We start from the raw sequence: 25633 nt of genomic DNA on the forward strand, positions 1-25633 counted from the left end.
AAAGGTGCTCCTCTCTTTGGGTGATGTTGTTCTTGACAAACACCATTCTACCAAAGATCTGGGCACTTTTTTATATTTTTATGAGGTGGTACTTTCAATTCAGGTTTAATGGAACTTAAGCGAAAAAAAAGCGGCTGCCTCTTGGGCAACCGCAGTGCAAATTCTATTGTTCTCGAACTTCCAGCAAGCGGAGCAGCATGACGACGGCCTCCGCGCGCGTGGCGGCGCCGTTCGGAGCGAATGAGTTGCCGCCGCGGCCGCTGACGATTCCCAGTTCGCGGATCGCTTCCGCAGAGCCCTTCGCCCACTTCGGAATGTCTTTATCATCGGCGAAGCCGGTTATGGCGTTCGCTTCGGGAGACACGTTTAACGCTTTGGCAATCATAGCTGCCATCTCCGCGCGGGTAATCTTGGCTTCCGGCCGGAAGTTGCCTCCCCCGTCACCGGTGACGATACCCTCTTGCACGGCGAGAGCCACCGCTTGTTTAGCCCAGGCGCCGATCTTGGCCTCGTCTTTGAAGGCAAGCGCTACGCCTGTCCCGTCCAGCTTCAGCGCGCTTGCCAGCATAACGGTAAATTCGGCGCGAGTTACCGGGGCATTCGGCTTGAACGTGCCGTCGAGGTAACCGCTAACCAGCTTCAACGTCGCCGCGCGAACGATCGATTGCTCGCCCCAATGGCCGGCGATATCGGTAAAGGATGGGATCGGTTCGGTAACCGTTTCTTCGTCGACGTTGTTATTCGCTTCGATTGCCAGAACGGCATACTTGGTGAAATGGTCCACCTCCACCGTAATCCATTCGCCGTCAACCGTGCCTCCCACTTCTCTCCACGTTTTCTTTTCTTCATCGTAGTAGTGAATGGAGGCCTTCCGGTCGCTGCCGACCTTGGCCGGATCGAACTTGATCGAGAGCTTGACCGGCTTCTTGAAGGCTCCTGCGACGTTCTTCAAGACTTCGAAAACTGAACTTGCGAATGCTTCCTGCGTCGAAGATGGGATATCCGCGACCGATCGATACTCGATCGTGATGCGAAGCTCTTGCTCCGCCGCGCCGACAGGAACCTGAATGGAAATTTCGTCGTTCAGGCCGACTTCTCCGGAGCTTCCGACCGGGATGGCGATGGCTCCATTCGCCGAAGTCACATGGCTTGGGCTGTTACCGCCCCCACCGACTACACCGTTGCCGCCCGTTGCTACCAGGGTCGCTGTTGCCGCTTCGGAGAATCCGCTTGTTCCTCCTGGGCCGATCGCTTTAACCGCGAACGTATAGCTCGTCCCGTTCGTTAACCCCGTTACGGTATACGTCGCCAACGTTACGCTCGCCTGCACGAGATTCCAATCGGTTTCATCCGTCGGAGCCGCCGTTCCTTCATATTGGTACACCGAGTAATGATCCGCACCCGTTACGGCTTCCCAATTCAGAGTCACCTGTCCGTCTCCCGCGACACCGATTAATTTCGCGGGGGCTGTCGGGGCAGGCGGCAAGGAAGCGGTTGGAGTCGACAACGTCGCTGCCGAGAACCCGCTCGTTCCTCCTGCGCCGATCGCTTTAACCGCGAATGCATAACTCGTCCCGTTCGTTAAGTTCGTTACGGTGTACGTCGCCGACGTTACGCTCGCCTGCACGAGATTCCAATCGGTTTCATCCGTCGGAGCCGCCGTTCCTTCATATTGGTACACCGAGTAATGATCCGCACCCGTTACGGCTTCCCAATTCAGAGTTACCTGTCCGTCTCCCGCGACGCTGGATACGTTCGCCGGGGCTGTCGGGATTTCCGGCGGGGTCGTCGTCACGGTAAAGCTGACGGTGAATCTCTGAGGCGCGACGTTATCGCCGTAGACAGCGACCGTCGCCGAAAAGCTTCCCGCAAGCAGGTGATTGTTCGGAACGACCGTAAAGTTGTCGCTGCCGCTAGCTCCGATGCTGCCGATAGTCGTCTTCGATAACGCAAACGCGCTCGCATCGCTTCCGCCTAGCTCAACTGTCAAATCGCCGGTCGCCCCGGTGCCCGTATTGTTGACCAGAACGGTGAACGGCGTCCGAGGCGAGTATCCTTCGATGACGGAGCCAAAGTCGTGGTTATCCGTCTGACTCAACTCAATGCTAGGCATCAGCGCCGGTGCCATTATCTTGTAAGTAGCCGTGACCGTAGCAGCGTCTGCCGGCATGGTGAATGTCGTGCTGCTGCTGGTAGCGTCGGCCAAGACACCCCCGTCTCCTCCGATCCACTTGTCAAATTCCTTGCCTTCTGGCGGCGCGTCCGCCACAATGGCTACCTCTACCCCTTCTTCATAGCTGCCGCTCCCCGTTCCGTTCTCGACCGTTAGGGTATAGAATTGGGCTTCTGTCGCCTTCACCGTCAGGGTAAATGTCTTGGTGTCCGTGATGCCGTTCTTGGCAATTAAGGCTGTCAGAACCACAGCAGAATCGCCAGCAGAATATTTCGGACGGGTCACGGTTCCATCCGGAGCGATCACATTCGGCTTGTCGGAGGTCCAGCTAATCGCGGTTTCATTTAAGCCGCCCGTGGGCAATATCACGTTCTTGGTGACCGCGCCCGAACTATCACCCTCCGCAAAGCCGACTTCCAAGGCCTTTTGGGCTTCCATGACCGCTTCCTCATCGGACAGTCCTAACCGGGTTACCGTCACCTTGTACGTTTTCGTCGCGCCATTCTGCGCCGTAACGTCCACTACGATCTCGTTGTCCCCAACGTTCAGGCTTACCATCCTGGCGCTCCCGCTGGTCGCATCCGCCGTGTTCACTTGCAACGTCGCCGTGCCGTCCGCCACCGTCGGCGTAATCTCCAAGCTGGTTATTTCGTTCCCCACGCTTGCGGTGTACTCGGTTGTGTCGGCGGAGAACGATGGCGACAACGTTCCCTGACTAATCGTCAAGTTGCTCAAGTCGGCGTTGCTCGACTCCGCTCGGGTTACCGTCACCTTGTACGTCTTCGTCGCGCCATTCTGCGCCGTAACGTCCACCAAGATCTCGTTGTCCCCAACGTTCAGGCTTACTGTCCTGGCGCTCCCGCTGGTCGCATCCGCCGTGTTCACTTGCAACGTCGCCGTGCCGTCCGCCACCGTCGGCGTAATCTCCAAGCTGGTTATTTCGTTCCCCACGCTCGCAGTGTACTCGGTCGTACCGGACGAGAACGATGGCGACAACGTTCCCTGACTAATCGTCAAGTTGCTCAGGTCCGCATTGCTCGACTTCGCCCGGGTTACCGTCACCTTGTACGTCTTTGTCGTTCCGTTCTGAGCGGTAACCTCGATCGAAATCTCGTTGTCCCCAACATTCAGGCTTACCGTCCTGGCGTTGCCGCTGGTCGCATCCGCCGTGTTCACCTTCAACGTCGCCGTTCCGTCTGCCACCGTCGGCGTAATATCCAAGCTGGTTATCTCGTTCTCCACGCTCGCCGTGTACTCGGTCGTACCGGCCGAGAACGACGGCGACAATGTTCCCTCGCTTATCGTTAAGCTGCTAAGGTCCGCGTTGCTCGACTCCGCTCGGGTTACCGTCACCTTGTACGTCTTCGTCGTTCCGTTCTGAGCGGTAACCTCGATCGAAATCTCGTTGTCCCCAACATTCAGGCTTACCGTCCTGGCGTTGCCGCTGGTCGCATCCGCCGTGTTCACTTTCAGCGTCGCCGTGCCGTCCGCCACCGTCGGCGTCATCTCCAGGCTGGTTATCTCGTTCTCCACGCTCGCGGTGTACTCGGTCGTACCGGCCGAGAACGACGGCGACAATGTTCCCTCGCTTATCGTCAAGCTGCTAAGGTCCGCGTTGCTCGACTTCGCTCGGGTTACCGTCACCTTGTACGTCTTTGTCGTTCCGTTCTGAGCGGTAACCTCGATCAGAATCTCGTTGTCTCCTACATTGAGGTTCACCGTTCTGGCGTTGCCGCTGGTCGCATCCGCCGTGTTCACCTTCAACGTCGCCGTTCCGTCTGCCACCGTCGGCGTAATATCCAAGCTGGTTATCTCGTTCTCCACGCTCGCGGTGTACTCGGTCGTACCGGCCGAGAACGACGGCGACAATGTTCCCTCGCTTATCGTCAAGCTGCTCAGGTCCGCATTGCTCGACTTCGCCCGGGTTACCGTCACCTTGTACGTCTTCGTCGCGCCATTCTGCGCCGTAACGTCCACTACGATCTCGTTGTCTCCTACATCGAGATTTACCATCCTGGCGCTCCCGCTGGTCGCATCCGCCGTGTTCACTTGCAACGTCGCCGTGCCGTCCGCCACCGTCGGCGTAATCTCCAAGCTGGTTATTTCGTTCCCCACGCTTGCGGTGTACTCGGTCGTGTCGGCGGAGAACGATGGCGACAACGTTCCCTGACTAATCGTCAAGTTGCTCAAGTCGGCGTTGCTCGACTCCGCTCGGGTTACCGTCACCTTGTACGTCTTCGTCGCGCCATTCTGCGCCGTAACGTCCACCAAGATCTCGTTGTCCCCAACGTTCAGGCTTACTGTCCTGGCGCTCCCGCTGGTCGCATCCGCCGTGTTCACTTGCAGCGTCGCCGTGCCGTCCGCCAACGTCGGCGTCATCTCCAGGCTGGTTATCTCGTTCCCCACGCTCGCGCTGTACTCAGTTGTGTCGGCGGAGAACGACGGCGTCAGCGTTCCCTCGCTTATCGTCAAGTTGCTCAGGTCCGCATTGCTCGACTTCGCCCGGGTTACCGTCACCTTGTACGTCTTCGTCGCGCCATTCTGCGCCGTAACGTCCACTACGATCTCGTTGTCTCCTACATCGAGATTTACCATCCTGGCGCTCCCGCTGGTCGCATCCGCCGTGTTCACTTGCAACGTCGCCGTGCCGTCTGCCACCGTCGGCGTAATCTCCAAGCTGGTTATTTCGTTCCCCACGCTCGCGGTGTACTCGGTCGTACCGGACGAGAACGATGGCGACAACGTTCCCTGACTAATCGTCAAGTTGCTCAGGTCCGAGTTGCTGGACTGCGGCGCTCGGGTTACCAAGACCGTATACGTTTTCTGCGTCCCGGCCTGGGAGGTAACCTCCACCAGAATCTCGTTACTCCCCACATTCAGATCCACTGTCTTGCCAATGCCGCTGACTGTCGAAGCCGAATTAATTTTTAGCGTCGCCGTGCTATCCTCTACCATCGGCGTAATGGTCAATTGATCTACCTCATAGAGCACTCTCACCGAGTAATTTACTTGGTCCGATGAGAAAGCCGGGCTAAGCGTACCTTTGCTAATCGTCAGGCTGCTTAAATCCGCGTTATTCGATAGAATGTTCACCGTTACGGTGGCCACATTCGAACTGACCGTTCCATCGTTCACCTGATACTGAAACGTATCGATTCCGGTCACATCCCAATATGGCGTGTAGGTATAAGAACCCGAGTTGGACACGGATGCGATTCCCTTGCTTGGCGGACTGACAAGCAAGTAAGTCAACGGGTCTCCGTCGGCATCCGTAGCGGTTAAAGTACCGGTTCCGGTGGTATTCTGATTAATAGTGAAAGAATGATCATTGCTAACCGGCACTTGGGTCAGCAGATTCAACCCGGCCGGGACATTGCTTTGACCATAGTTGTTATATCCCCAGGCGACCACCGTTCCGTCTGATTTTAAGGCCAGACTATGATAGCTGCCTGCAGCTATAGCCACCACGCCGGTTAATCCGGCCGGGACATTGCTTTGGCCATAGCTGTTATATCCCCAGGCCACCACCGTTCCGTCTGATTTTAAGGCCAGACTATGAAAATATCCCGCAGCTATAGCCTTCACACCGGTTAATCCGGACGGGACATTACTCTGACCATAACCATTATGTCCCCAGGCGACCACTGTTTCGTCTGATTTTAAGATCAGACTATGAAGGGTTCCTGCAGCTATAGCCTTCACACCGGTTAATCCGGACGGGACATTACTCTGACCATCACCATTATATCCCCAGGCCGCCACCGTTCCGTCTGATTTTAAGGCTAGATTATGACCGTTTCCTGCAACTACATCCACTGCTCCTGTTAATCCGGACGGAACATTACACTGACCATTACTATTATTTCCCCAAGCCACCACAGATCCGTCAGATTTCAAAGCCACGCTATGGAGGGCTCCTGCAGCTATCTTCCCTCGTGCACTATCAACCGTAAAAGAAGCTGCATGCCCGACGGACGGCCAACCCGTACAAACCATTACCGCGATCAACGCATAGACGATAATGGAGCGGTAACCCTTTATTCTGCTTTCCCTCATCTCTGCCCACCTCACCAGACCTCTGAATCTTCTAAATTAGTATAAGAATCAGAGCGTTGCAAAACCGTGGCATGCTCCTGCATGGCCGTTCTATTCAAACCTGGTGACGGCAAATTCCGCCCAGCTATAGCTAGGCAAATAATCGTGGCGATAGCCGTTGACCGCCTGCGGATCTCCATCCAGGAACCGGTAGCTGTCGCAGTCCAATTGCTCGGGATCGATGGAGAGGCGCCCATGCCACTTGCGTAAAACAGACGAGATATTCTCCTGCTGCAAGGATTCCTTCAAGTCCTTGACGATGGTTCGGAAGTAATCGCGCTTCGCCGGATCGCCCGCCTCGTCCTCCCAGAGAATCGCGCAGGCTTCCGCCGTCGTCAGGCTGGCCCCCCTCCGGTCGATCAGGCAGGCGAGCAGCTCCTTGGCCTTGGCGCGCTTGAATTGGAGCGGCCTGCCGTTCACGAATACCTCGAAGCCGCCGAAGGTCTGCACCTGCACCTTTTTCCTTTTGGCTTGAAGCGAGTCCTCGTAAATAAAAGTCAACTCTCGCAAAATGTCCTCTTGAAGCACAGGCTTCATCAGGTACCCGGTGGCCCGAACCCGGAAGGCGTCTACTGCGTATTTGGCATAGCTGGTCACGAAGATGATAGGAACGTCCGGCTGAATATCTTTTAACTCCTTGGCAAGTACAAGCCCGCTGGAGCTGCCCAGCTCGATGTCCAGAAACGCCACGTCGAACCGAACGGACCGCGCTTGCTCCAGCGCCTTGCCCGATGTGGCAAACGGATAAATGGCGCAATCCGGCACCGCTTCCCTCAGCGCTTGCTCGAGATCCCCAAGAACCAGCGGCTCGTCATCCACAATTAAGAAATTCACAGGCGTTTCCCTTCCTTTTCCTTCGGCAGAATAATGGCAGCGGTCGTTCCTCGGCCCGGGATACTGTCGATCGTCAGCCTTCCTCCGCACAGCTCCTCCAGTCGTCTGCGCACATTGCGAATCCCAACGCGCTGCTCGCCCTCCGAGGGATCGGGCAGGGACGCAAACCCGACTCCATCGTCCATTATGACTATCCGATAGGAGGTATCCGTTTCTTCCGTACGAATCGTAATCGCGCCTCCTTCCTCCCGCCTCATGATGCCGTGACGCACCGCGTTTTCCGCAAGGGGTTGAACGGTCAGAGGGGGGATCTGGAAGTCCTTGGGGCCGATGTCATAAATCACTCTCAGACGCTCCCGGAACCGCTGCTGCTCCAGATTCAAATAATACTGCACATGGGACAACTCCTGGGAGAAGGGGATCGGCGCTTTGCTCTCCAGAACGCCCATATTGGCCCGCAGAAACAAGGAGAAGTCCCCGATCGCCTGCTTGGCCTGCTTCGGATCCAGGTCGCAAAGCTGCCGGATGACCGTCAGCGTGTTATAAAGAAAGTGGGGCTGAATCTGGCTGATCAGAATGCCGATGCGGGCCTCCACCAGCTCTTTCTCCTGCTGCTTTAAGAGCAGCTCCCGCTTCGATTGAATGTTGATGAAGATAAGCAGGATGGAGAAGGTCGCGGCCGGTCCCGTCAGCGCGATCCCGTAGTAGGCGAATTGAATCGCTTCCCCAACCAGCGGCAATACCACATAGCTCAACAGGAACAGAACGTCTCTGGAATCCAGGTAACGTCGGTACCGGAGGATGAGCGTTGTGGAAGTTCCGTAAATCAGAAAGGGAATGAGCTGGGAGAGCCAGAACCAATCGCCGCGCCGATAGAGATTATCCTGGCTGAAGTCGAAATACATGCCGTTCCATAAGGACAGCACGCTGAACAAGAACTGCACGGCAGCGAGGACGCAGGCAGCGTTCCAGATGTATTTCTTAAAAGCAACCTTAGGGGTAAGAAACGCCATGACGTACCCGAGAAAAGTCAGGAGAAGCGGCGCGGTGCAAGCAAAATTCAGAGCGGTGCCGAACCGGAGGGCAAAAGGGTACCATGGCTGCGCCATGCCTTCGAAAGCCCAGCTTCCAATATCTCCAAGCACCATTCCGAGGTTGGACATGCAAATCAGCATAAAGTAGCGTCCGGACTGCTCTCTGGTCTTGCCATTCGTCCATAGATAGAGAATGAGAATTAAGGTAATAAGAGCGCTGTACGTGTCGAGGATGATGTTTACGGTTTGCATTCTGTTTCCGTCCTCTGCCTGTTCGATATGTAAAATTATGCTGTACATCCCGGAAACGCACAAGATCCCCGTATCTTAAAGATGCAGGGATCTTGCTAGTCCGGCCATTATATATCGTAGGAGACCGAATTCGGATATTGAGCGATCACGTCTTTGACGACTCGTTTGACCACGGCATTCGCGGCTTCTTCGAGGGAAGAGCGGCTTGCCTCGTCCGCGTTCACTTCGATATATTCTTTGCCAATGATGTCTCGTGCGGCTTCGAGGTCGCTTGCACTGGAGGAATCGTACGATACCAACGCAATGAGTCCCGCGTCGTTCAACACCTTGGCGACCTCGGCCACACGTTGCAGCGATTCTCCTTGGGCGTTCTCGAGCAGCATCGTATGGTATCCGGAGGAGACCAGCCGTTTCTCGACTTCCTTGGCCAGAGCCGCTTGATCCGATTGCGAACCGGAGAACCAGACGGTGAGCGGAGTCTGTCCCTTCTGCTGGGCGCGAACTTCCCTCGTGATCTCCATATCCAGCGCCGCGAATCGGTTCGAGCTTTGCAGCGCGTGATCGATGACTCCGCAAGCGGAGGTCATGTTGGTGACGCGATCGATCAGAATAAAGCCGCCGATGCTCTTATTTTCCTCAAAGGAATCGAAAACGATGCTATCCGACAAGGAAAATTCGCACTTGGCCAATTCATTCTTAACGATCCGATCGGCCGGAACCGTGTTGCCCGTATTGATGTCGATCTTATGGGTAATCGCCGTCACGGTACCCGGAAGGGTCTTCGTTCCCACCTTCACCCAATAATGCTTGCCGGGGGTCAGGACGGAATCGTCCATCCACAGGATCGTGGAGGCGAAGCTGTCGGCTTCTTGAATTTCGTTATCCGTCGTGAGCACGTTGCCCCGCGATACGTCGACTTCGCGGTCCAATTGAATGGTCACCGGTTGACCGGCATAAGCCGTATCCCGATCTTGGTCGGTCACGAGGATCCGTTTGACCTTCGCTTTCTCCCGGCTCGGCAGAGTCGTGAGCTCGTCTCCGACCGAGATTTTCCCGGCCTCGATCTGGCCTTGGAACCCGCGGAACGTGTGGTCCGGCCGGCACACGCGCTGAACGGGCATCATGAACGCCTTCGTATCGTTAAACGTATGCACATCCACGTTTTCCAAATATGGCAGCAAGGCAAGCCCTTCATACCAAGGAGTGTTGGCCGATTTGGTCGTAATGTTATCCCCTTCCGTCGCGGACACGGGGATGACCTGGATGCTCTGGATTTGGAATTCGGCCGTCGTTTGGAAGAACTCTTCCTTGATCGCCTCGAACTTCTTCCGGTCGAAGTCCACCAAGTCCATCTTGTTCACGGCTAATACCAAATGCTTAATCCCCATCAAAGCGCAAATCCGGGCATGGCGCTTGGTTTGGGTAATGACTCCTTTGGTCGCGTTCCATTTACAAGGCAGGCTTCTCCATTCATATCTGTTGAAATCTTTAAGTGCAGAGATCAGGAACATTTCAAGCAGATTTGGAGTACGAATCATAACATTCGCGGAAACACCCGATTGGGAAGAAATTGGGATACGATTGGTGAGAAATTGTTTCATTTATTCGAGGCAAGCGAGGAATTGACGCCATGGACGATACTCTCACAGTGGCTAGAGAACCCAGAACTAATGCCTGCTGAGTTACAGGGACACCATAGCGACCTTAATGCGTATCTCACTGGAGAAGGCATTGGATTTTGGGAGACAATGCAAATTACTCGTATAAACGACAGAATTAATATCACGTTATTTCGGGATGACGGAACCCGAGCAGGATCCCTCGATGACGGCGGGCTTTCAGATGGACAGAAGAACACTGCGATTTTGGCGTTACTGTTTGCTCATGGTACAAATCCAATCCTGATTGATCAGCCAGAGGATGAGCTGGATTCAGATTTCATTTATAATCAACTTGTCCCACTACTTAGAAGAGTCAAGCACAAGCGTCAAATCATTCTTGCAACGCATAACGCCAATATTCCTGTCAACGGAGATTGTGAATTGCTATATGCATTAAATACCGAAATGGGCAAAGGAATCTTAAAAGCTGAAGGTGGACTGGAAAAGCCACATGTAAAAGAAGCGGTATTAGACATTATGGAAGGATCTAGAGAGGCCTTTAGGCGCAGGCAAGAGAAGTATCGCTTTTAGTTTGTTCTATATATTCCACTCCTAATCCCTCACCACTTAATTTAATGTTTCAAACTCAAAACCCAGTCCTCATTTGGACTGGGTCTTCTTGTTGAAGAGAAAGAAATTTGATCCCCTCTCTAAAAAACAACAATACTCGATTTTAGGATACGTTTTAGTAACAAAATTATTCAACACAAATCAATTTAATAAACACTGTTTATAGTATATTCCGTATGTGTTGATCACTTCCAACCTTAAATGGTTTACCATCTATACTAACAATTCCTATTATCTTGAGACTCTGTCGAAGAATTCTATGCCTACCCGTGGTATATCATGTTATTTCCAAAGCTGGGGGGTTTGCGTATAAAAATTCAGAAAATAGGGGAATTTTTGCGCGCCCTCAAACGAAAACCTACTTCGATTCAAGCAATACTACACACTCCACATGTGTTGTGCTCAGAATAGGAAGGCACTCTCCCCCTTTCACTTCGCAAGGACTTTTTTTGCTTATGCATCTTGCTTTGGATGCTGTTATGAAAGCCGGTTTTATAGACGAAGGTCAGTTTGTACGGCTCGGGACTTTCCTGATTGGAGTTTTCCCCAATAATCACTTTATCGACAATGCTTTCGAATACGTTCCGGTCGAATGCGGTCAGCACCTCATTCGTTTGAAGCACTTTGCGAAAATGTTCAAGCCGTTTTCCCAAGTCAATTTCATCTTGCGCGGATTGCTCCAACTGTTCCTTTTCTTCGAGCAATTTAGTAAGCGCAGTATCGAGTTCCGCATACTTCTGTTCGTAAGTAGCCCTGTCTATTTTCTCATCCAGGCACAAATCAATCAGTCTGCAACGTTTTTGCTCCGTGGCCTGAATGTCGCTGATAATTTTGTTCAGTCGCTTTTGATTATTCTGGTCGCTAAACACGGACTCCATTCTTTTCATAAGCTCGTCCAGCACATCCGAATTGTTGCGGCACACCAATTTGTACGATTCGACAAAAGCACCCTCAATCAGCTTTTCCTCCAAGGCTTTACTGTGAGAGCAGTATTTCTTCCCTTTTTTCGTGGCTGTCACACACTGCCAAATCACCTTTTCATGCGGGGTTCCGCTGTGCCAGTTACGCCGCGAGAGGTTGCTTCCGCAGAACGCACATTCCAACTTGCTGCTGAAAGCAAATTTCCTGCTGTACTTGTCCCGCTTGCCTTTCGCGCCGCGGCGGCGATTCTCGCCTCTTCGGTGCAATATGTCCTGCGCCTTTTCAAAAACTTCCTCGCTGACAATCGGCTCGTGATGATTTTTGACATAAAACTGATCTTCCTCGCCGTAATTGTCCAGTCTTCTCTTGGAAATTGGATCGACGGTAAATGTCTTTCCTTGCAGCAAATCGCCTTTGTACTTCTCATTCTTTATGATACCAAGAACGGTTGTGTCCTGCCATTCGACTCTTCCGTACTTGGTTTTATGTCCCGCCTCAGTCAGTTCCTTTGCAATAACGTAAGCGCCGATTCCCGATGTGTATCGTTCAAAAATATAGCGGACGATTTCGGCTTCTTCTTGATTAACGGATATCTTTTTCGTATTCACATCGTAATCGTATCCCAGACAGCTTTGAAAGCCTACCAGTTCGCCGCGCTTCATTTTCATTTTCAAACCTTTTTTCACGTTGGCGGAGATGTTCTCCACTTCCTGCTGTGCTACGGAGCTTAAAATGACGAGCAACAATTCGCCGTCCATCGTCAGCGTATTGATATTTTCGTCTTCAAAAAATACGGCGATGTTCTTTTCCTTCAGCATACGGACGTATTTCAACGTGTCCAGCGTATTTCTTGCAAACCTGGAGATAGACTTCGTGATGATCATATCAATTTTCCCGTCCATACAATCGTTAATCATGCGTTGAAAATCCTCGCGCTTCGTTACCTGAGTACCGGTTATGGCTTCATCTGCATAAATATCAACCAGCACCCAGTCGCTTCGTTTGCTAACGAGATCGGTGTAATAGGCGACTTGCGACTTGTAGCTGCTCAATTGCTCCTCGGTGTCGGTACTTACGCGGGCATAAGGGGCGACGCGAAGAATATCCGATAACTTTCCGGCGTTTCGATCCGATATTTTCCGACTTGCTTTAATTACTTCTACTTCGAGAGCCATGGTGTTGTCCTCCATTCTTATTTACTTGCCATCAGTTTAATAAGAGATGGGCGGACCGACAAATGTGCGAATCAAGAAGTAAGGTCCGAAATGATGCCGTAATCCCGCATCGTTTTGTTCTTTATCAAATGAAATTCGTTTTCGGTAATCAAAGATAATGCCAGCAATTGTCTTATCATAGCGATTTGCATGCTGTATCGGATGAGTTTATGGTTCATAAAAACCTCCCATTAATCCAGAAAAGTTGAAAAACAGAGATGCGCAACAAACATAATCGCGTATGCGCATCTCTGTTTCCGCCTCTGTTTTGGTTGCTTCTCTCAAAAATCTTATCCGGCGGACAGTGGTTAGCCGTCCTCATAGGGTTCAAACCTCTTCCAGGATCGCTGCAAGCCGCCCCCATTGCGATGAACTGTGGCTGGACGGAAGTATCATTATCCCTCCGCATGGGTCTTCGCCTTAAATGGAACCACCATTTTTTATTGCATGGGAAAATCGCTCGCAGGTTGCCGTTTCTGATGAAAGACATATAGAAATAAATCGGCAAAATGGTCGTGGCGCACCTGCAATTTGGCTATCCTTCCAGGCCATGCGGGGAACGTACCGGATAAGATTGTATTCAGTTTTCAAGGAGCATTGAGAGGTTGAATAATGTCCCTCTAATATTCATTTCATTTTTAGGGTAAAATCGGAACTGCTTGCCCAAAAAACTCCCCTCCGCGGCTTCCATTTTTTGATACAATCAAATATGGAGTGCTACGATAAAAATGCAGTCGAAAAACCCCCTCATATGAAATAAAATGAAAGCTGACGAGGGGACGAGAGACAATGAATCGATACGACAAAGCATTCAAAGAAGAAGCAGTAAGATTGAGCGATGAGATTGGACCCAAGAAAACCGCCGAGCAGTTAGGTGTATCCTACTATACCTTGCAGGAATGGAGAAAGCGAAGAATCCTGCACGGTGACGGAGCGCATATCGGGAGCGGACGCGCTTATGCATCTGCCGATAAGACTGCGCGTGAAATCGAATTAGAAAGAGAGATAGGCGAGTTGCGCCGCGCGAATGAAATTCTCAAGGATGCACTCGGTTTTTTCGCAAAAGACCGGAAGCGGTAAAGGCATGCCAGCTCTATGCTTACATCCGTGAACGACGGGATCAGTGGACCGTCAAGGAAATGTGCAAAGTACTTGCTGTCAGCGAATCGGGCTATTACCGTAGCTTGAAGCCCACACCGAAACAGGAGCGGCAGCAACTTCTTCTGGTCAAAATCAAAGACATCATTGGAGAGCATGAAGACAACCGAAATTACGGTGTCCAGCGTATTCTGCTGGCGCTGTCCCAAATAGAGATCACGACCAGCTACAGCACCGTCTACCGAATCATGAAGAAGCATGGCCTGCTGAAGAAAACCAAACGTCATCCAAACGGTATTACATGCGAGGATGCCGCAGCTCACAAGAGCGAGAACCTAATCCAGAGAGACTTCAAATCCTCAGGACCCAACCAAAAGTGGCTATCGGATATCACCGAAGTCCCTTGTTTAGACGGCAAGTTATATCTATGCGCGGTACTGGATTGTTTCAACGGCGAGATCGTGGGCCTCGCCATGGACGACAACATGCGCAAGGAACTCTGCATTCAGGCCTTTGAGAACGCTTGTAAAGCAAAGAATGCTCGCGGAATGATATTTCACAGCGATCGAGGCAGTCAATTCACAAGCCATGCATTCCGAGAGCGTCTAGCAAAACGAGATGCCATTCAGAGCATGAGCGGCACAGGGCGTTGCTTGACAAAGCAAGGATGGAAAGCTTTTTTGCTACGCTAAAGAAAGAAAAGCTGTACAAGATCAACACGGAGCGCTATCCGATGGCCTATATTAAATCGATCATCTTCAGATACATCATGGTCTACTACAACAGACAGCGGATCTACACCTCTAATCCAGGGGCTGGCCCCCAGCTATTTATCGCGAAAGAATGCTGTCACAGGCAGCTTAGTAACGGGTTTTCTGTATGAGGGTGTTTTCAAACTGCACTTTTTTTGACAACTCCATTTCCAATATGAAGCGCGATTCCCCTTCCATAAATTCGAAGTGCCCAAAGCAGTCATTCCATACATAGCAGAGCAGGTCGAGTCACCGGCGGAGCTGTACGCCCAAAAACGATTGGGCGGGTCGCTCCATCACCTACCATCGAACACAAATCAGAGATTCTTTCAAATTGGGTATGGTTCGCATCACCCAACGGAATACTTCCCCTTCCGCTTTGGACAATGCAATTGTTTTAGTCGCACAATTTTGCTCGCCTTGGGCGAAGCCGCGGTTTGTCTGCTTTCCTGCATGAAAGGTGTAGTCAATTCATGCGAGGATGACGAATCTTGATGTGATCAGTCATTACTCGTAGAGTCCGGCATTCGTATCCACTCCTTATGTTATTTTAATCAAATAATTAGGTATTTGAATATAAAGTGTATTGTATAGGCAACCAAATCACAATCCATGCGCCGGTATGCCCTTCTTTCCAGAATGTTTTTGGGTAAAGTTGTGTTATGATATTCATATATTCAAAAGTATAGTGATCAAGGAGGCGTTAGCAATGAACCAAAATATCCAACAGTTTAAAGCCGATTTTTTTAAGGCGCTGGCGCATCCCATGCGGATTCGAATCCTGGAGGTTCTGAGTGAAGGAGATAAAAACGTAAATGAGATACAGAGTATTTTAGGCTCAGAGGGTTCAGCCGTTTCTCAGCAGTTGGCAGTATTGCGAAATAAAAATGTGGTGACGGGCTTAAAGGATGGTACTTCTGTCATTTATTCGTTACGTGACCCGTTGATTAAAGATCTGCTCGCAGTCACAAAGCAGATCTTCGATAATCATCTCGTTGATGCCATTTCATTACTTGAGGTCATTCGAAATGAATCTTAAACTGAAAAACAAGGGGTTCCATGAGTAACATCAAGGATCTCCTTGTTTTTTTGTTTTGCAGCCGGAAACATGCGGAGCGACACGAGATTATTATGATTGACATTATTCGATGACAGGAGTAACATTTCACTTATATTCAAATAATCAAATATATGAATAAGAGAAGGTGATTCAGATGAAATGGACGGGAAGATTTGAAGGATACCATGCGGCCGCATTCCGCAAGGATATCATTTCAGGCCTCATTGTTGGTATTATCGCCATTCCATTAGGGATGGCGTTTGCTATTGCGGCTGGTGTAAAACCGGAATATGGCATTTATACCACCATCGTTGCCGGTATCTGTATTTCCTTGTTCGGGGGTTCTAAATTTCAAATCGGCGGCCCGACCGGTGCATTTATTCCGATCCTTTTCGCGATCGTCATGGAATATGGATACGAAAATTTATTGCTTGCAGGATTTTTGGCGGGAATTATTCTTGTTCTCATGGGGCTATTTAAACTCGGTGCGTTGATAAAATTTATTCCTCGCCCTGTAACCATCGGATTTACCGCTGGAATTGCCGTCATAATCTTCAGCGGACAAATTGCCAACTTTTTAGGTTTGAGCGGTATCGAGAAACATGAGAATTTTCTACCAAATATGAAGGAAATTGTAACGCATCTCGCAACTACGAATCTCTACAGTATTATCACAGCGGTCGTCTGTTTGGCAGTTATCCTCCTAACACCGAAATTTTTACCGAAGGTCCCTGGTTCCTTGGTAGGGCTTATCGTATCCACTATAGTGGCGACCGTATTCTTTAAAGGGGAAGTTGCAACGATTGGATCGTCATTTGGAGCTATTCCAAGCACCCTACCCCATTTTCATTTCCCTGATCTAACCTGGGATCGCATTGAAAATTTGATTCGCCCCGCCTTTACTATTGCCATGTTGGGCAGCATCGAATCTTTATTATCGGCGGTTGTTGCCGACGGCATGACCGACAGTCGTCATAACAGCAATCGGGAGCTGATTGGGCAAGGCATCGCCAATATGGTAACCCCTCTTTTTGGAGGCATACCAGCGACAGGAGCCATTGCACGAACAGCAACCAATATCAAAAACGGTGCGATCTCACCCCTGTCAGGTATTATACATGGTATTGTTGTATTGCTGGTGCTCATTTTGTTTGCACCTTATGCATCAGAGATCCCACTTGCTAGTATGGCACCGATTCTAATGCTGGTTGCCTGGAACATGAGCGAACGAAAAGAATTTGCCCACGTCTTAAAAATCAAAACGAGCGATTCTTTTGTCCTTCTCATTACCTTTTTGCTAACGGTCTTTACGAATTTAACGACTGCCGTTGAAGTCGGATTAATCTTAGCCGTAATTCTATTTGTGAAACGAATGAGTGACGGCTTACTGGTTTCCAAGGTCTTGCCTGACCCAACAGCTAAACATGAAAAAGTGAAAGCTCATATGGTAACCGAAGGCCACGATTGTCCACAAATCGGGATCTATACCATCGAAGGCCCCCTCTTTTTCGGCGCCGCGAACATGTTTGAAAAGTCCATTATGGATTCGATTCATCTAAGACCGAAAGTGTTACTGCTGCGCATGGGAAAAGTACCTTTTATGGATACGACGGGTGAATCAAATCTTTCCAGTTTGGTGAAGCATTTCGAGAAATTTGGTGGGATTATTCTTGTATCCGGAATTCAAGCTCAGCCTTTAGATGTATTGAAGAGAACAGGGTTGTATACGCTGATTGGGGCTGAACATTTTTTTGGACATACCGGTGAGGCACTTAACTTCGCGCTATTGCAACTGGATTTGAATAAATGTCTAGGTTGTAAACATTTTGCTTTCCGTGAATGCGCGGCGTTATCAAACAAGGAGTCTCAAAAAGAAGTGATCACCAGTTTAAAGGCTGATCCAGCAAGGACATAGCCTAATCTCATTTGAAATCGCCCTAAAGACGAAATGAGGTGAATGGCTATGCAACTTGCACTTCAGCGTTACCATGATTGTCGAGCGGATAAATAAAAAAGTGTTCTAACAATCTTATCGTTTATCTAAGCAAAAATGAGATCGACTGCGAGGCGCTCTCTCGTCCAACTGAAACAGTAACATACAGACACGCCCATGCTCGGATTCTTTTGTTACACAGCCACTTTCAAGTCATCCTCGGCAAATGATTGCGAATGATTCCCACTATAATATACGGTTGCGTAAGCAGAGTTCGAACAAAATAAATAAGAGTTGTCGGGATGAATGGTTTCTAAAGCAGAAGCTTTAACATGTACAGCAATCCATCCTAAACCACTCCTCATGTAGACGAGAATGGGCTTAAGGGTGAGGATACATTTCTTTCTTTACTCATTTAATCCTGCCCATGGAGTAATGACAATGTTTAGTCTACAACTTTACATTCCCGTTCAAATTTACCGACCTTCGGCTAGAAACTTTTCGATACGCGACTTAATCGCATCCCGAACCGCTCGAAATTGGCTCATGATTTCTTCCTCGGTGCCGGTCGCCTTGGCCGGATCATCGAAGCCCCAATGCCATTTCACGACGTTTTTATTCGAAATCACCGGACAATGTTCGTCTGCATGGCCACATAACGTAATCACATAGTCTGCCAGATTCAAAATCTCCGGATCGATGACATCAGATGTATAGCTGCTAATATCGACGCCAGCTTCCTTCATCACCTGGACGGCACGGGGATTCAGCCCATGTGCCTCTAACCCGGCGCTTTTTACTTCGTAGCGATCAGTACCGAGAGCCTTCAAAAAGCCATCCGCCATTTGGCTGCGGCAAGAGTTTCCTGTACAAAGGAAATAAACGAGTTTTTTGTTTTCTGACATGATGAGTCCTCCTGTTTATATTAAGCTGCTTGCTTTGAAAAATACTTCCGCTGGAATCGGAGCGCGACGTTGACTAAGGCAATCATCACGGGGACTTCCACAAGAGGACCGATGACGGCCGCAAATGCTGAGCCGGAATGAATACCAAACACCCCGACGGCAACGGCAATCGCCAGCTCGAAGTTATTCCCCGAGGCGGTAAAAGCCAGTGTAGAAGTCACCGGATAACCAGCCCCTGCTTTTTTGCCCATGAAAAACGAGATCAAGAACATGACGACAAAGTAAATCAATAGCGGAATCGCGATCCTCACGACATCGAACGGCAATTGGATAATCATTTCGCCTTTCAGCGAGAACATGACGATGATCGTAAACAATAACGCGATCAGCGTAATGGGGCTGATTTTCGGAATAAAGACCGTTTCGTACCAGGACCGTCCTTTTGCTTTTACAAGAGAATAGCGAGTAATCATTCCGGTCAAAAACGGTATCCCTAGATAAATGAACACACTCTTGGCAACTTCGGCCATCGTAATGTCAACAACGACACCTTCCACCCCGAACCATCCCGGCAAAATCGTAACAAAGATAAAGGTGTAGACGGAATAAAACAAAACTTGAAAGATCGAGTTGAAAGCAACGAGTCCCGCCGCGTACTCAGCATCCCCTTTGCATAAATCGTTCCAAACGATGACCATTGCAATACAACGAGCTAAACCGATCATAATCAGGCCGACCATATATTCCGGATAGCCTTGGAGGAAAATAATAGCCAGGAAAAACATTAAGATCGGGCCAATGAGCCAGTTTTGAATCAATGAAATGGTTAACACTTTGCCATTTCGGAAGACACGACCGATTTCTTCGTATCGTACCTTCGCCAGCGGCGGATACATCATTAAAATAAGGCCAAACGCAATCGGTATCGATGTGGTTCCGACTTGAAATTCATTCAACCGGCAACAAAGTTGGGAAATACGTAGCCCAAGCCAATTCCTATCGCCATCGAAATAAAAATCCATAACGTCAAATAGCGATCCAGAAATGAAAGTCGCTTTTTCTCTTGTTTACACACTTGCTGTACACCCCCTTTACTCGCAAATAACCGTTAGTCCTTGTTGCTCCAATTCCCGCAGATCCTCGGATAGATCAGGCAAGTGGAACAGAGCATAACCAATTTCCTCTAACCGCTTCTCATTGATGGAGTAAAACACCCATTGCCCCTTTCTCGTTTCGCGGACCAGTTCCGCCGTTTTTAGACGGCTTACATGTTTGGATATGGCTGGCTGGGAAATGTTAAAGATGGGAACCAGTTCACACACACAGCAATCGCGAACACGGAGCAAAGAAAGGATTTTCAGCCTTGTCGGATCGGCAAGAGCTTTCAGAATATCTGCTATCTTTTCAAATTCCATTGTCGTGATAATCACCCCACACCAAAACCATATAACCATATTGTTATTTATGTATGGGAAAAAGTCAATACGAAAAATGAAATTTTAAAAATCCTGTCTAAGAACCGAGTTCCTGTTTTTTGCATTGCAGATAAATTAAACACTTGCAACTTGCAATCATTTGTTGTATAACTGTTTCATGAGGTGAGGCGCCGTGGAAAATGTACGTGAACAATTTCAAATCATGACTCGTCGCTTTGGCTTTCTGAATAAAAACTGCTGTTCTGCCGGTGGCTGCGACATCTCCTTAATTCAAAGCCATATTCTTTACGAAATTGATCGCCAACACAAGCCTTCCATCCAGCAAGTAGCAGAGGCATTAGGGACCGATATCACGACATTCAGCCGACAAGTCCAGTCGTTAATCAAGATGAAATTAGTGAAGAAAACGCCCGATCCCGATGACCGGCGGGTGAAGCTGCTTTCCTTAACGACAGAAGGAAAATATGTTGCGGCGTCGATTGACCAGCAAATGAATGACTATTTAAACGAAATTTTCTCACACATGAACGATTTTGAAAAAGATACCGTCATTCGCTCGATCAAGCTATTAAACGAAGCGATGGCGAAAACCGGCCAATGCTGTTCCACCCCTTCTTGTGGGTGATCTTTTTCCTATAATACTTGCATTTTGCAAATATTCTAAGGAGGACTTGGAATGTCAGCGATTTTCGATGGAATAGTTATCGGGGGTGGGCAAGCCGGTCTTGCTTCCGGATATTACTTGAAGAAGAATGGGCTGCAATTTGTGATCCTGGAAGCAAGCGAACAGGCAACCGGTTCTTGGCCACACTATTACGATAGTCTAAAGCTGTTTTCGCCAGCTCGGTTATCCTCATTGCCAGGCATGAAGATACCCGGAGCTGCGACCCATTACCCGTTGCGAAACGAGGTGATTCAGTATCTAAAGGCGTATGACCAACGTTTTGACTTGCCGATCCGGACGAATCAGAAGGTTGTTGCCGTGGAGAAAACCGACAACTGCTTTTCGATCCGAACGGCTGCAGGAGACGTCATCTGACGAGAACGATCATCAATGCGACCGGTTCCTTTCATAATCCCTATACGCCGAACATAAACGGAAAGGAAGTCTTTCAAGGAGAAGTCCTTCACTCTTCCGCGTACCGCAATCCGGATCGTTACCGTGGGCAACGAGTGGTCGTCGTCGGGCGCGGAAATTCTGCGGTTCAAATTGCAATAGAGCTTGCCGACAGCAGCCATACATTGCTCGCCGTTCTTCGGCCCGTTCAGCTTACGAAAACAAAAGTATTGGGAATAGATCTTCATTTTTGGATCAGAGCTGTCGGCTTAGATACCTTTCCATTCTGGCGATTTGGCAAAAAGCCTCCAAGTCCGAGTTCCGTTGCCGATTTGGACGATTACCGAGCAAGACTAGAGGCTGGGAAGCCGGACCAACGGCCGATGTTTACCTCGTTTTATTCCGATGGCGTCGTTTGGACAGACGGAACGAAAGAACCGGTAGCAACCGTCATTTTTGCAACCGGGTATCGCCCCGATCTGTCTTACCTTCACCCTCTCGGGGCGCTGGATGCCGAAGGGAAACCGCTACAGACCGCCGAAATCAGTCTTTCTGTTCCGGGACTGTATTATGTCGGCTTGGAAGGACAGCGTTCCTTTGCTTCCGCCACATTAAGGGGGTGGGGCGGGACGCGAAATACGTTGTTCGCAAACTACGACGTTTTGTGAAAAATGACTTGTAGGGAGGCAAGTTCCCATGAACTTGAATTGGTTTGCCACGGAATACCTTATGAAACAGGAGCAGCGTGAAATAGAGCGCTCGGCACGGGAAGCTTGGAAATGGCAAAATCCCACGGAGTTATCGAGCCGGTTCCTTTGGAGACGGCAACTCACGATTGCAAACACAGCAGCTTGTTGCACCCCTAGCTACTGCTGATTTGATAAAAAAGTTGAAGGAGAGAAGATTCATGAATCAAATAACGAACGATCAAATTCGCCAAAATGTACGCAGCCGGTATAAAGAAATCGCCTTACAAAAAGTGGAGTCGGGTTCGTGCTGTTCGCCAGCTTCAAGCTGCCGCGGATCGGCCGATGACGTTTCTTCGCAGTTGGGCTATTCATCCGAAGAATTAACCGCTGTTCCTGACGGTGCAAACCTTGGTCTTGGTTGCGGCAATCCGCAAGCCATCGCGGAGCTTAAACCGGGAGAAGTAGTATTGGACCTCGGCAGCGGCGGCGGTTTCGATTGTTTTTTGGCGTCCCGACAAGTAGGGGAAACCGGCCATGTGATTGGGGTCGATATGACGCCGGAAATGGTAAGTCGCGCCCGCAATAACGCCGTCAAAGGAGGATTCACGAACACCGATTTTCGGCTAGGGGAAATCGAGCATTTGCCTGTTCCCGATCAAACGATGGATGTCATCATTTCCAACTGCGTCATCAATCTTTCTCCGGATAAACAGCAAGTGTTTCATGAAGCGTTCCGCGTTTTGCGCCCCGGTGGTCGTCTGGCCGTTTCCGATGTCGTGATGACGGCAGAGCTTCCGGCGGAAATCAAAAACGACTTGGATGTTTTTTATTCGGGGTGCATATCGGGGGCCTCGTCCGTTGACGAGCTGAAAACGATGCTAACGCAAAGTGGATTTAAGGATGTGGTGGTCGAACCGAAAGAGGAATCGAGGGCGTTTATTAAAGATTGGGTTCCTGGGTCGAAGGTGGAAGATTACCTTGCCTCTGCCGTTATAAAAGGAGTTAAACCATAACCCAATCGGCACAGCAGATCATAAGTAAAGCAAAGCAGTTCTATCGTTGTTTGGATAGGACTGCTTTTATTCGGTTAGCTCGCCATTGCCTCGCATGTCATTACACAGGAGAAGAAGGCTTCGGCACACCGCATACATATTACAAATGACTTTTTTCGTAAATCCAATCAAACTGCTACATAAGAGACGACATCTACTACTGCGGATACCGTTCCGATAAACATCAAATAAGGATATACCGTCAAAGTTCACCGTGTCAATAACTCAATAAGCGACGACCATCCGATGCACCTATACGGGCACTTCTTCCAAGGCCTAAACAAAAACGGGAAACCGCTTGAAGGGTCCTCCGTTATTAAGGATACGGTGAATTTGAAGCCGGGGGAAGAGTACGTTGTTGCATTCGAAGCAGATAATGAAGGGAACTGGATGTTCCATTGTCACGATCTTCATCATGCTTCGTCTGGTATGGTAAGGGAATGAAAATATATAGACTATAGGACTGATTTTGTTGCAGACCCGAATGCAGGAAATAAACCAAATTAATACAAAAATGAGCGTTCACTCGTAACCCGGCCATTTTGTCACATCCGCTCCGTTGCACCATTTTTTAAAGTTGGTTCTTGCTTTCGCTATTTTTCTGCCGACAGGGAGGAATTTTGTTGCGAAGAATCAGAAAGACTCGGCCTTCCAAACAACACTTGCTTATCCGAATCAAACAAGTCCCGAAACACCACCTGCCCGCGACTTGAGGAAGCATCTACAACTTTGCCATCACCCGCATAAATCCCAACGTGAGTAATATCCATAAATCTACCATTACGCTCGTAGCTCCAAAACACAAGGTCACCCGGAACCAAGTCGGCCGCGCCTACTGTAAGGCCATTCTCCACGCAAAATCTGGCCTGCTCAGCTGCGGTTCGCAGCAAGCTAATACCTAGCTGACGATAAACCCATTGGACGAGATAGCTGCAATCCGTATAATTACCCTGCCCGGCCTTCGGTTGGCTGTAAGGATCGCCTAGACGAGTCTGCGCCAATTTGACGGCTTCACTGCCCAGTTCGCCTTTGGGCAAATGCTGTTGAACCAAATCAAGCTGCTCCGGCGTCAAACCAATATCCGCACCTTTTCCAAGTATTGCATACATGAGCGGGCGGAACTCCTCGGACATCATTTCCTTCATTAATTCCATCTGTTCATTTGTAAAGCGATATATATCTGCCTGTTGCTCCGCAGTTTGGCTAGTGACGGTAATATGCAAAATGCGCTCATATCGGGTAATCGTTTCTTCGCTGGTGCTCCCGTCCTCATGTTCTACCGTAACCGTTTCCTTATGTTCTATCGTTTCAACACGAGATTCCAGCGAATTCATATCCCAAAACACCGATCGAATGATACCGATTCTTGTTGCATCAAGCGTAGCCACATCCATTCCGTTTTCCGCATCTGTGACGGTCTTCACGGCAAAGACGACGATAATGTCCATCCAGTTATCAATTCTAGTGTTGTCCGCGCTGCCGGGATAATGATATTCCACCCGGTCTACATGGCCAGCGGATCGCTGCATATCTGCAATTCGGGCGGCGAATTCATCGTCTATTTCCTGAACGATTCGGGTAAGCGGCTTTACATCGGCATCCGTATTTTCACCAGACACAAAGATACCGAACGGAGAGGAAATGACAGCGGCTACCGCCATGATAATGCACAAAACTACAATTACCGAACCGCTGAATCCCAGAAGCGCCGTCAATCCCTTGACAAGCAAGGCAGTGGCTCTTACAAGCAATTTAACGATAAGGCGATTCAATCTCGCGGCTGCACGCGCGGTTTGAATGGACCGGCGAGCTGATATCGCCATATGCGCAGCCCGATGAGCTTCCTTGACAGCATCCATTCTCCCTTCAGTTGAAGCATCCGAATAATCGTTAGCGTGATCTAGCCGATGCCCATTTTTTATAAATGGCGCTAACGTCTTGAAATTTCGCGCTTTCCGTTTGATCGTATGACCTGATTGTTTCATTATAGTAGACGGGACTCGGGTTAACGGTTTCACGCGTCCATTTGCTGAATGAGATACCGCGGCGGAGAATGATTCCTTCTTCCCGACCGGTTTTAGAGGGCCGATATCCCGTTTTTGCATCCAGTCAGGATAGCTGCCTGTTCGAGAACGATGCAGAAGCCGGGCATTGACCCGGCTCCGTATAAATCGTTGTTTTCCTGAATGCGAGCCAGAAGACAAGATGTATTTTCCATCAACCGGCTTTCGCAGACGTATCCTACGGGCAAGTCGCGGTGTACGCGAAATCGATGACTCCGTATGAACATCAATCGGACTCTGACTTGTGACAGAATCACCGTCTGGAAACGGCTTCCTTTTTAGAATGTGCCGGATCAATCTCTTGTTGATACGCACACTCATCCCCATTTGGGCACGTATTGTTTTTTTCGTAGCCGCTGCGGAATGGCGCTGAGCAAATTCAACTGGAGACTGGGAAGTCGTCTTGTCATGATCAACTTGCCGCTTGGCATGAGCGCTTGAACGCTTTACACGATGCAACACGTTTGGGAATCTTTCCAAACGTTTAATGTCCTTCACAACATTCCTCGTTTTAATCTCCTTCATCGTTCCATTCAACTCCCAATGTCGGCAGACATTCAGCGGTTTTGTTCGGCCAGCCGTTTGATCGTTCTCTCGTTACTTTGGCAATAATCAGGGTAACGAAGACGAATCGCTTCAAAAAAATAGGGGGCATAGCTGCAATCGAATAATTCGTGGGGAGTGGAGTAACGTTCGTCGCCTGCTTCGGTCCAGCCGTTCCATAAATTAAAGGCGAGCCGACACACTCGGATGGTACCGCCGGTTTGCCATGGGGCCGAAAGACCTTCGGGCTTAATGCCGCCATTAGAGAAATCATCCTGAATTTCGAAAGCG

At 49.6% G+C, this 25633-nt stretch carries 16 protein-coding genes and 3 pseudogenes; 9 read left to right on the top strand and 10 right to left on the bottom strand.

Translation table 11 applies throughout. The annotated features are described in order from the left end of the window. Window positions 1–163: 163 nt before the first annotated feature. The 4 genes from H7B90_RS23775 to H7B90_RS23790 all read right to left on the bottom strand — a co-directional run bounded on the left by H7B90_RS23775 (window position 164) and on the right by H7B90_RS23790 (window position 9848). On the bottom strand, window positions 164–6229 hold the full coding sequence (locus H7B90_RS23775) for a cadherin-like beta sandwich domain-containing protein (protein WP_185138395.1): 6066 nt from the start codon (window positions 6227–6229) through the stop codon (window positions 164–166). 90 nt (window positions 6230–6319) lie between these two features. Further along, complete coding sequence (locus tag H7B90_RS23780; protein ID WP_185138396.1) at window positions 6320–7102, bottom strand: response regulator; 783 nt, start codon at window positions 7100–7102, stop codon at window positions 6320–6322. Beyond that, complete coding sequence (locus tag H7B90_RS23785) at window positions 7099–8388, bottom strand: sensor histidine kinase (protein ID WP_185138397.1); 1290 nt, start codon at window positions 8386–8388, stop codon at window positions 7099–7101. Before H7B90_RS23785 ends, H7B90_RS23780 begins: the two co-directional genes overlap by 4 nt. 107 nt (window positions 8389–8495) lie before the next feature. Continuing rightward, on the bottom strand, window positions 8496–9848 hold the full coding sequence (locus H7B90_RS23790; protein WP_260411179.1) for an elongation factor 1-alpha C-terminal domain-related protein: 1353 nt from the start codon (window positions 9846–9848) through the stop codon (window positions 8496–8498). On the opposite strand from H7B90_RS23790, the gene H7B90_RS23795 reads away from it, so the two are divergent. After that, window positions 9762–10580 (top strand): AAA family ATPase, encoded by an 819-nt coding sequence (locus H7B90_RS23795; RefSeq protein ID WP_260411180.1) that lies wholly within the window; start codon window positions 9762–9764, stop codon window positions 10578–10580. The two genes, H7B90_RS23790 and H7B90_RS23795, sit on opposite strands and share 87 nt — an antisense overlap. Window positions 10581–10987: 407 nt before the next feature. On the opposite strand, the gene H7B90_RS23800 is transcribed toward H7B90_RS23795, so the two are convergent. Next, window positions 10988–12715 carry a recombinase family protein gene (locus H7B90_RS23800; RefSeq protein WP_185138400.1) on the bottom strand — a complete coding sequence of 576 codons (1728 nt, stop codon included), beginning with the start codon at window positions 12713–12715 and terminating at the stop codon, window positions 10988–10990. An 828-nt stretch (window positions 12716–13543) separates the two neighbouring features. Between H7B90_RS23800 and H7B90_RS23805 the strand changes: the two genes are divergently transcribed. The 4 genes from H7B90_RS23805 to H7B90_RS23820 all read left to right on the top strand — a co-directional run bounded on the left by H7B90_RS23805 (window position 13544) and on the right by H7B90_RS23820 (window position 17579). Next, complete coding sequence (locus tag H7B90_RS23805; protein ID WP_110843139.1) at window positions 13544–13834, top strand: transposase; 291 nt, start codon at window positions 13544–13546, stop codon at window positions 13832–13834. A 23-nt stretch (window positions 13835–13857) separates the two neighbouring features. Further along, window positions 13858–14544 (top strand): IS3 family transposase, encoded by a 687-nt coding sequence (locus H7B90_RS23810; protein ID WP_110843138.1) that lies wholly within the window; start codon window positions 13858–13860, stop codon window positions 14542–14544. 769 nt (window positions 14545–15313) lie between these two features. Then, a complete protein-coding gene (locus H7B90_RS23815; protein WP_036684721.1) occupies window positions 15314–15643 on the top strand; it encodes an ArsR/SmtB family transcription factor in 330 nt (109 codons plus the stop codon). A 175-nt stretch (window positions 15644–15818) separates the two neighbouring features. Further along, window positions 15819–17579 (top strand): SulP family inorganic anion transporter, encoded by a 1761-nt coding sequence (locus H7B90_RS23820; protein WP_185138401.1) that lies wholly within the window; start codon window positions 15819–15821, stop codon window positions 17577–17579. Between the two features lie 494 nt (window positions 17580–18073). Here the strand turns inward: H7B90_RS23820 and arsC are convergent, their stop codons facing one another. From arsC to H7B90_RS23835, 3 genes and pseudogenes are all read right to left on the bottom strand, one after another. After that, complete coding sequence (gene arsC, locus H7B90_RS23825; RefSeq protein WP_110843136.1) at window positions 18074–18502, bottom strand: arsenate reductase (thioredoxin); 429 nt, start codon at window positions 18500–18502, stop codon at window positions 18074–18076. A gap of 20 nt (window positions 18503–18522) precedes the next feature. Beyond that, window positions 18523–19508: pseudogene (arsB, locus tag H7B90_RS23830) on the bottom strand (ACR3 family arsenite efflux transporter). 85 nt (window positions 19509–19593) lie between these two features. Continuing rightward, window positions 19594–19917, bottom strand: coding sequence for an ArsR/SmtB family transcription factor (locus H7B90_RS23835; RefSeq protein WP_110843135.1), 324 nt, complete (start codon window positions 19915–19917; stop codon window positions 19594–19596). Between the two features lie 193 nt (window positions 19918–20110). Between H7B90_RS23835 and H7B90_RS23840 the strand changes: the two genes are divergently transcribed. The 4 genes and pseudogenes from H7B90_RS23840 to H7B90_RS23855 form a co-directional block, all read left to right on the top strand. Continuing rightward, entirely contained in the window at window positions 20111–20563 is a 453-nt protein-coding gene (locus H7B90_RS23840; RefSeq protein ID WP_110843134.1) for a MarR family winged helix-turn-helix transcriptional regulator, read from the top strand. 51 nt (window positions 20564–20614) lie between these two features. Then, window positions 20615–21677, top strand: a pseudogene (locus H7B90_RS23845) (NAD(P)-binding domain-containing protein). Between the two features lie 225 nt (window positions 21678–21902). Continuing rightward, window positions 21903–22697 (top strand): arsenite methyltransferase, encoded by a 795-nt coding sequence (locus H7B90_RS23850; protein WP_110843133.1) that lies wholly within the window; start codon window positions 21903–21905, stop codon window positions 22695–22697. Between the two features lie 195 nt (window positions 22698–22892). Beyond that, window positions 22893–23177: pseudogene (locus H7B90_RS23855) on the top strand (multicopper oxidase domain-containing protein); the annotation flags it as partial. Between the two features lie 152 nt (window positions 23178–23329). Here H7B90_RS23855 and H7B90_RS32595 read toward each other — a convergent pair. Together H7B90_RS32595 and H7B90_RS23865 are read right to left on the bottom strand one after the other, a co-directional pair. After that, complete coding sequence (locus H7B90_RS32595; protein ID WP_221482141.1) at window positions 23330–25324, bottom strand: C40 family peptidase; 1995 nt, start codon at window positions 25322–25324, stop codon at window positions 23330–23332. Window positions 25325–25356: 32 nt separating this feature from the next. Next, a partial coding sequence (locus H7B90_RS23865; RefSeq protein WP_221482142.1) for a DUF6075 family protein occupies window positions 25357–25633 on the bottom strand: 277 nt, incomplete at its 5' end.

Source organism: Cohnella xylanilytica (assembly GCF_014212175.1).
Taxonomy (GTDB): domain Bacteria; phylum Bacillota; class Bacilli; order Paenibacillales; family Paenibacillaceae; genus Cohnella; species Cohnella xylanilytica.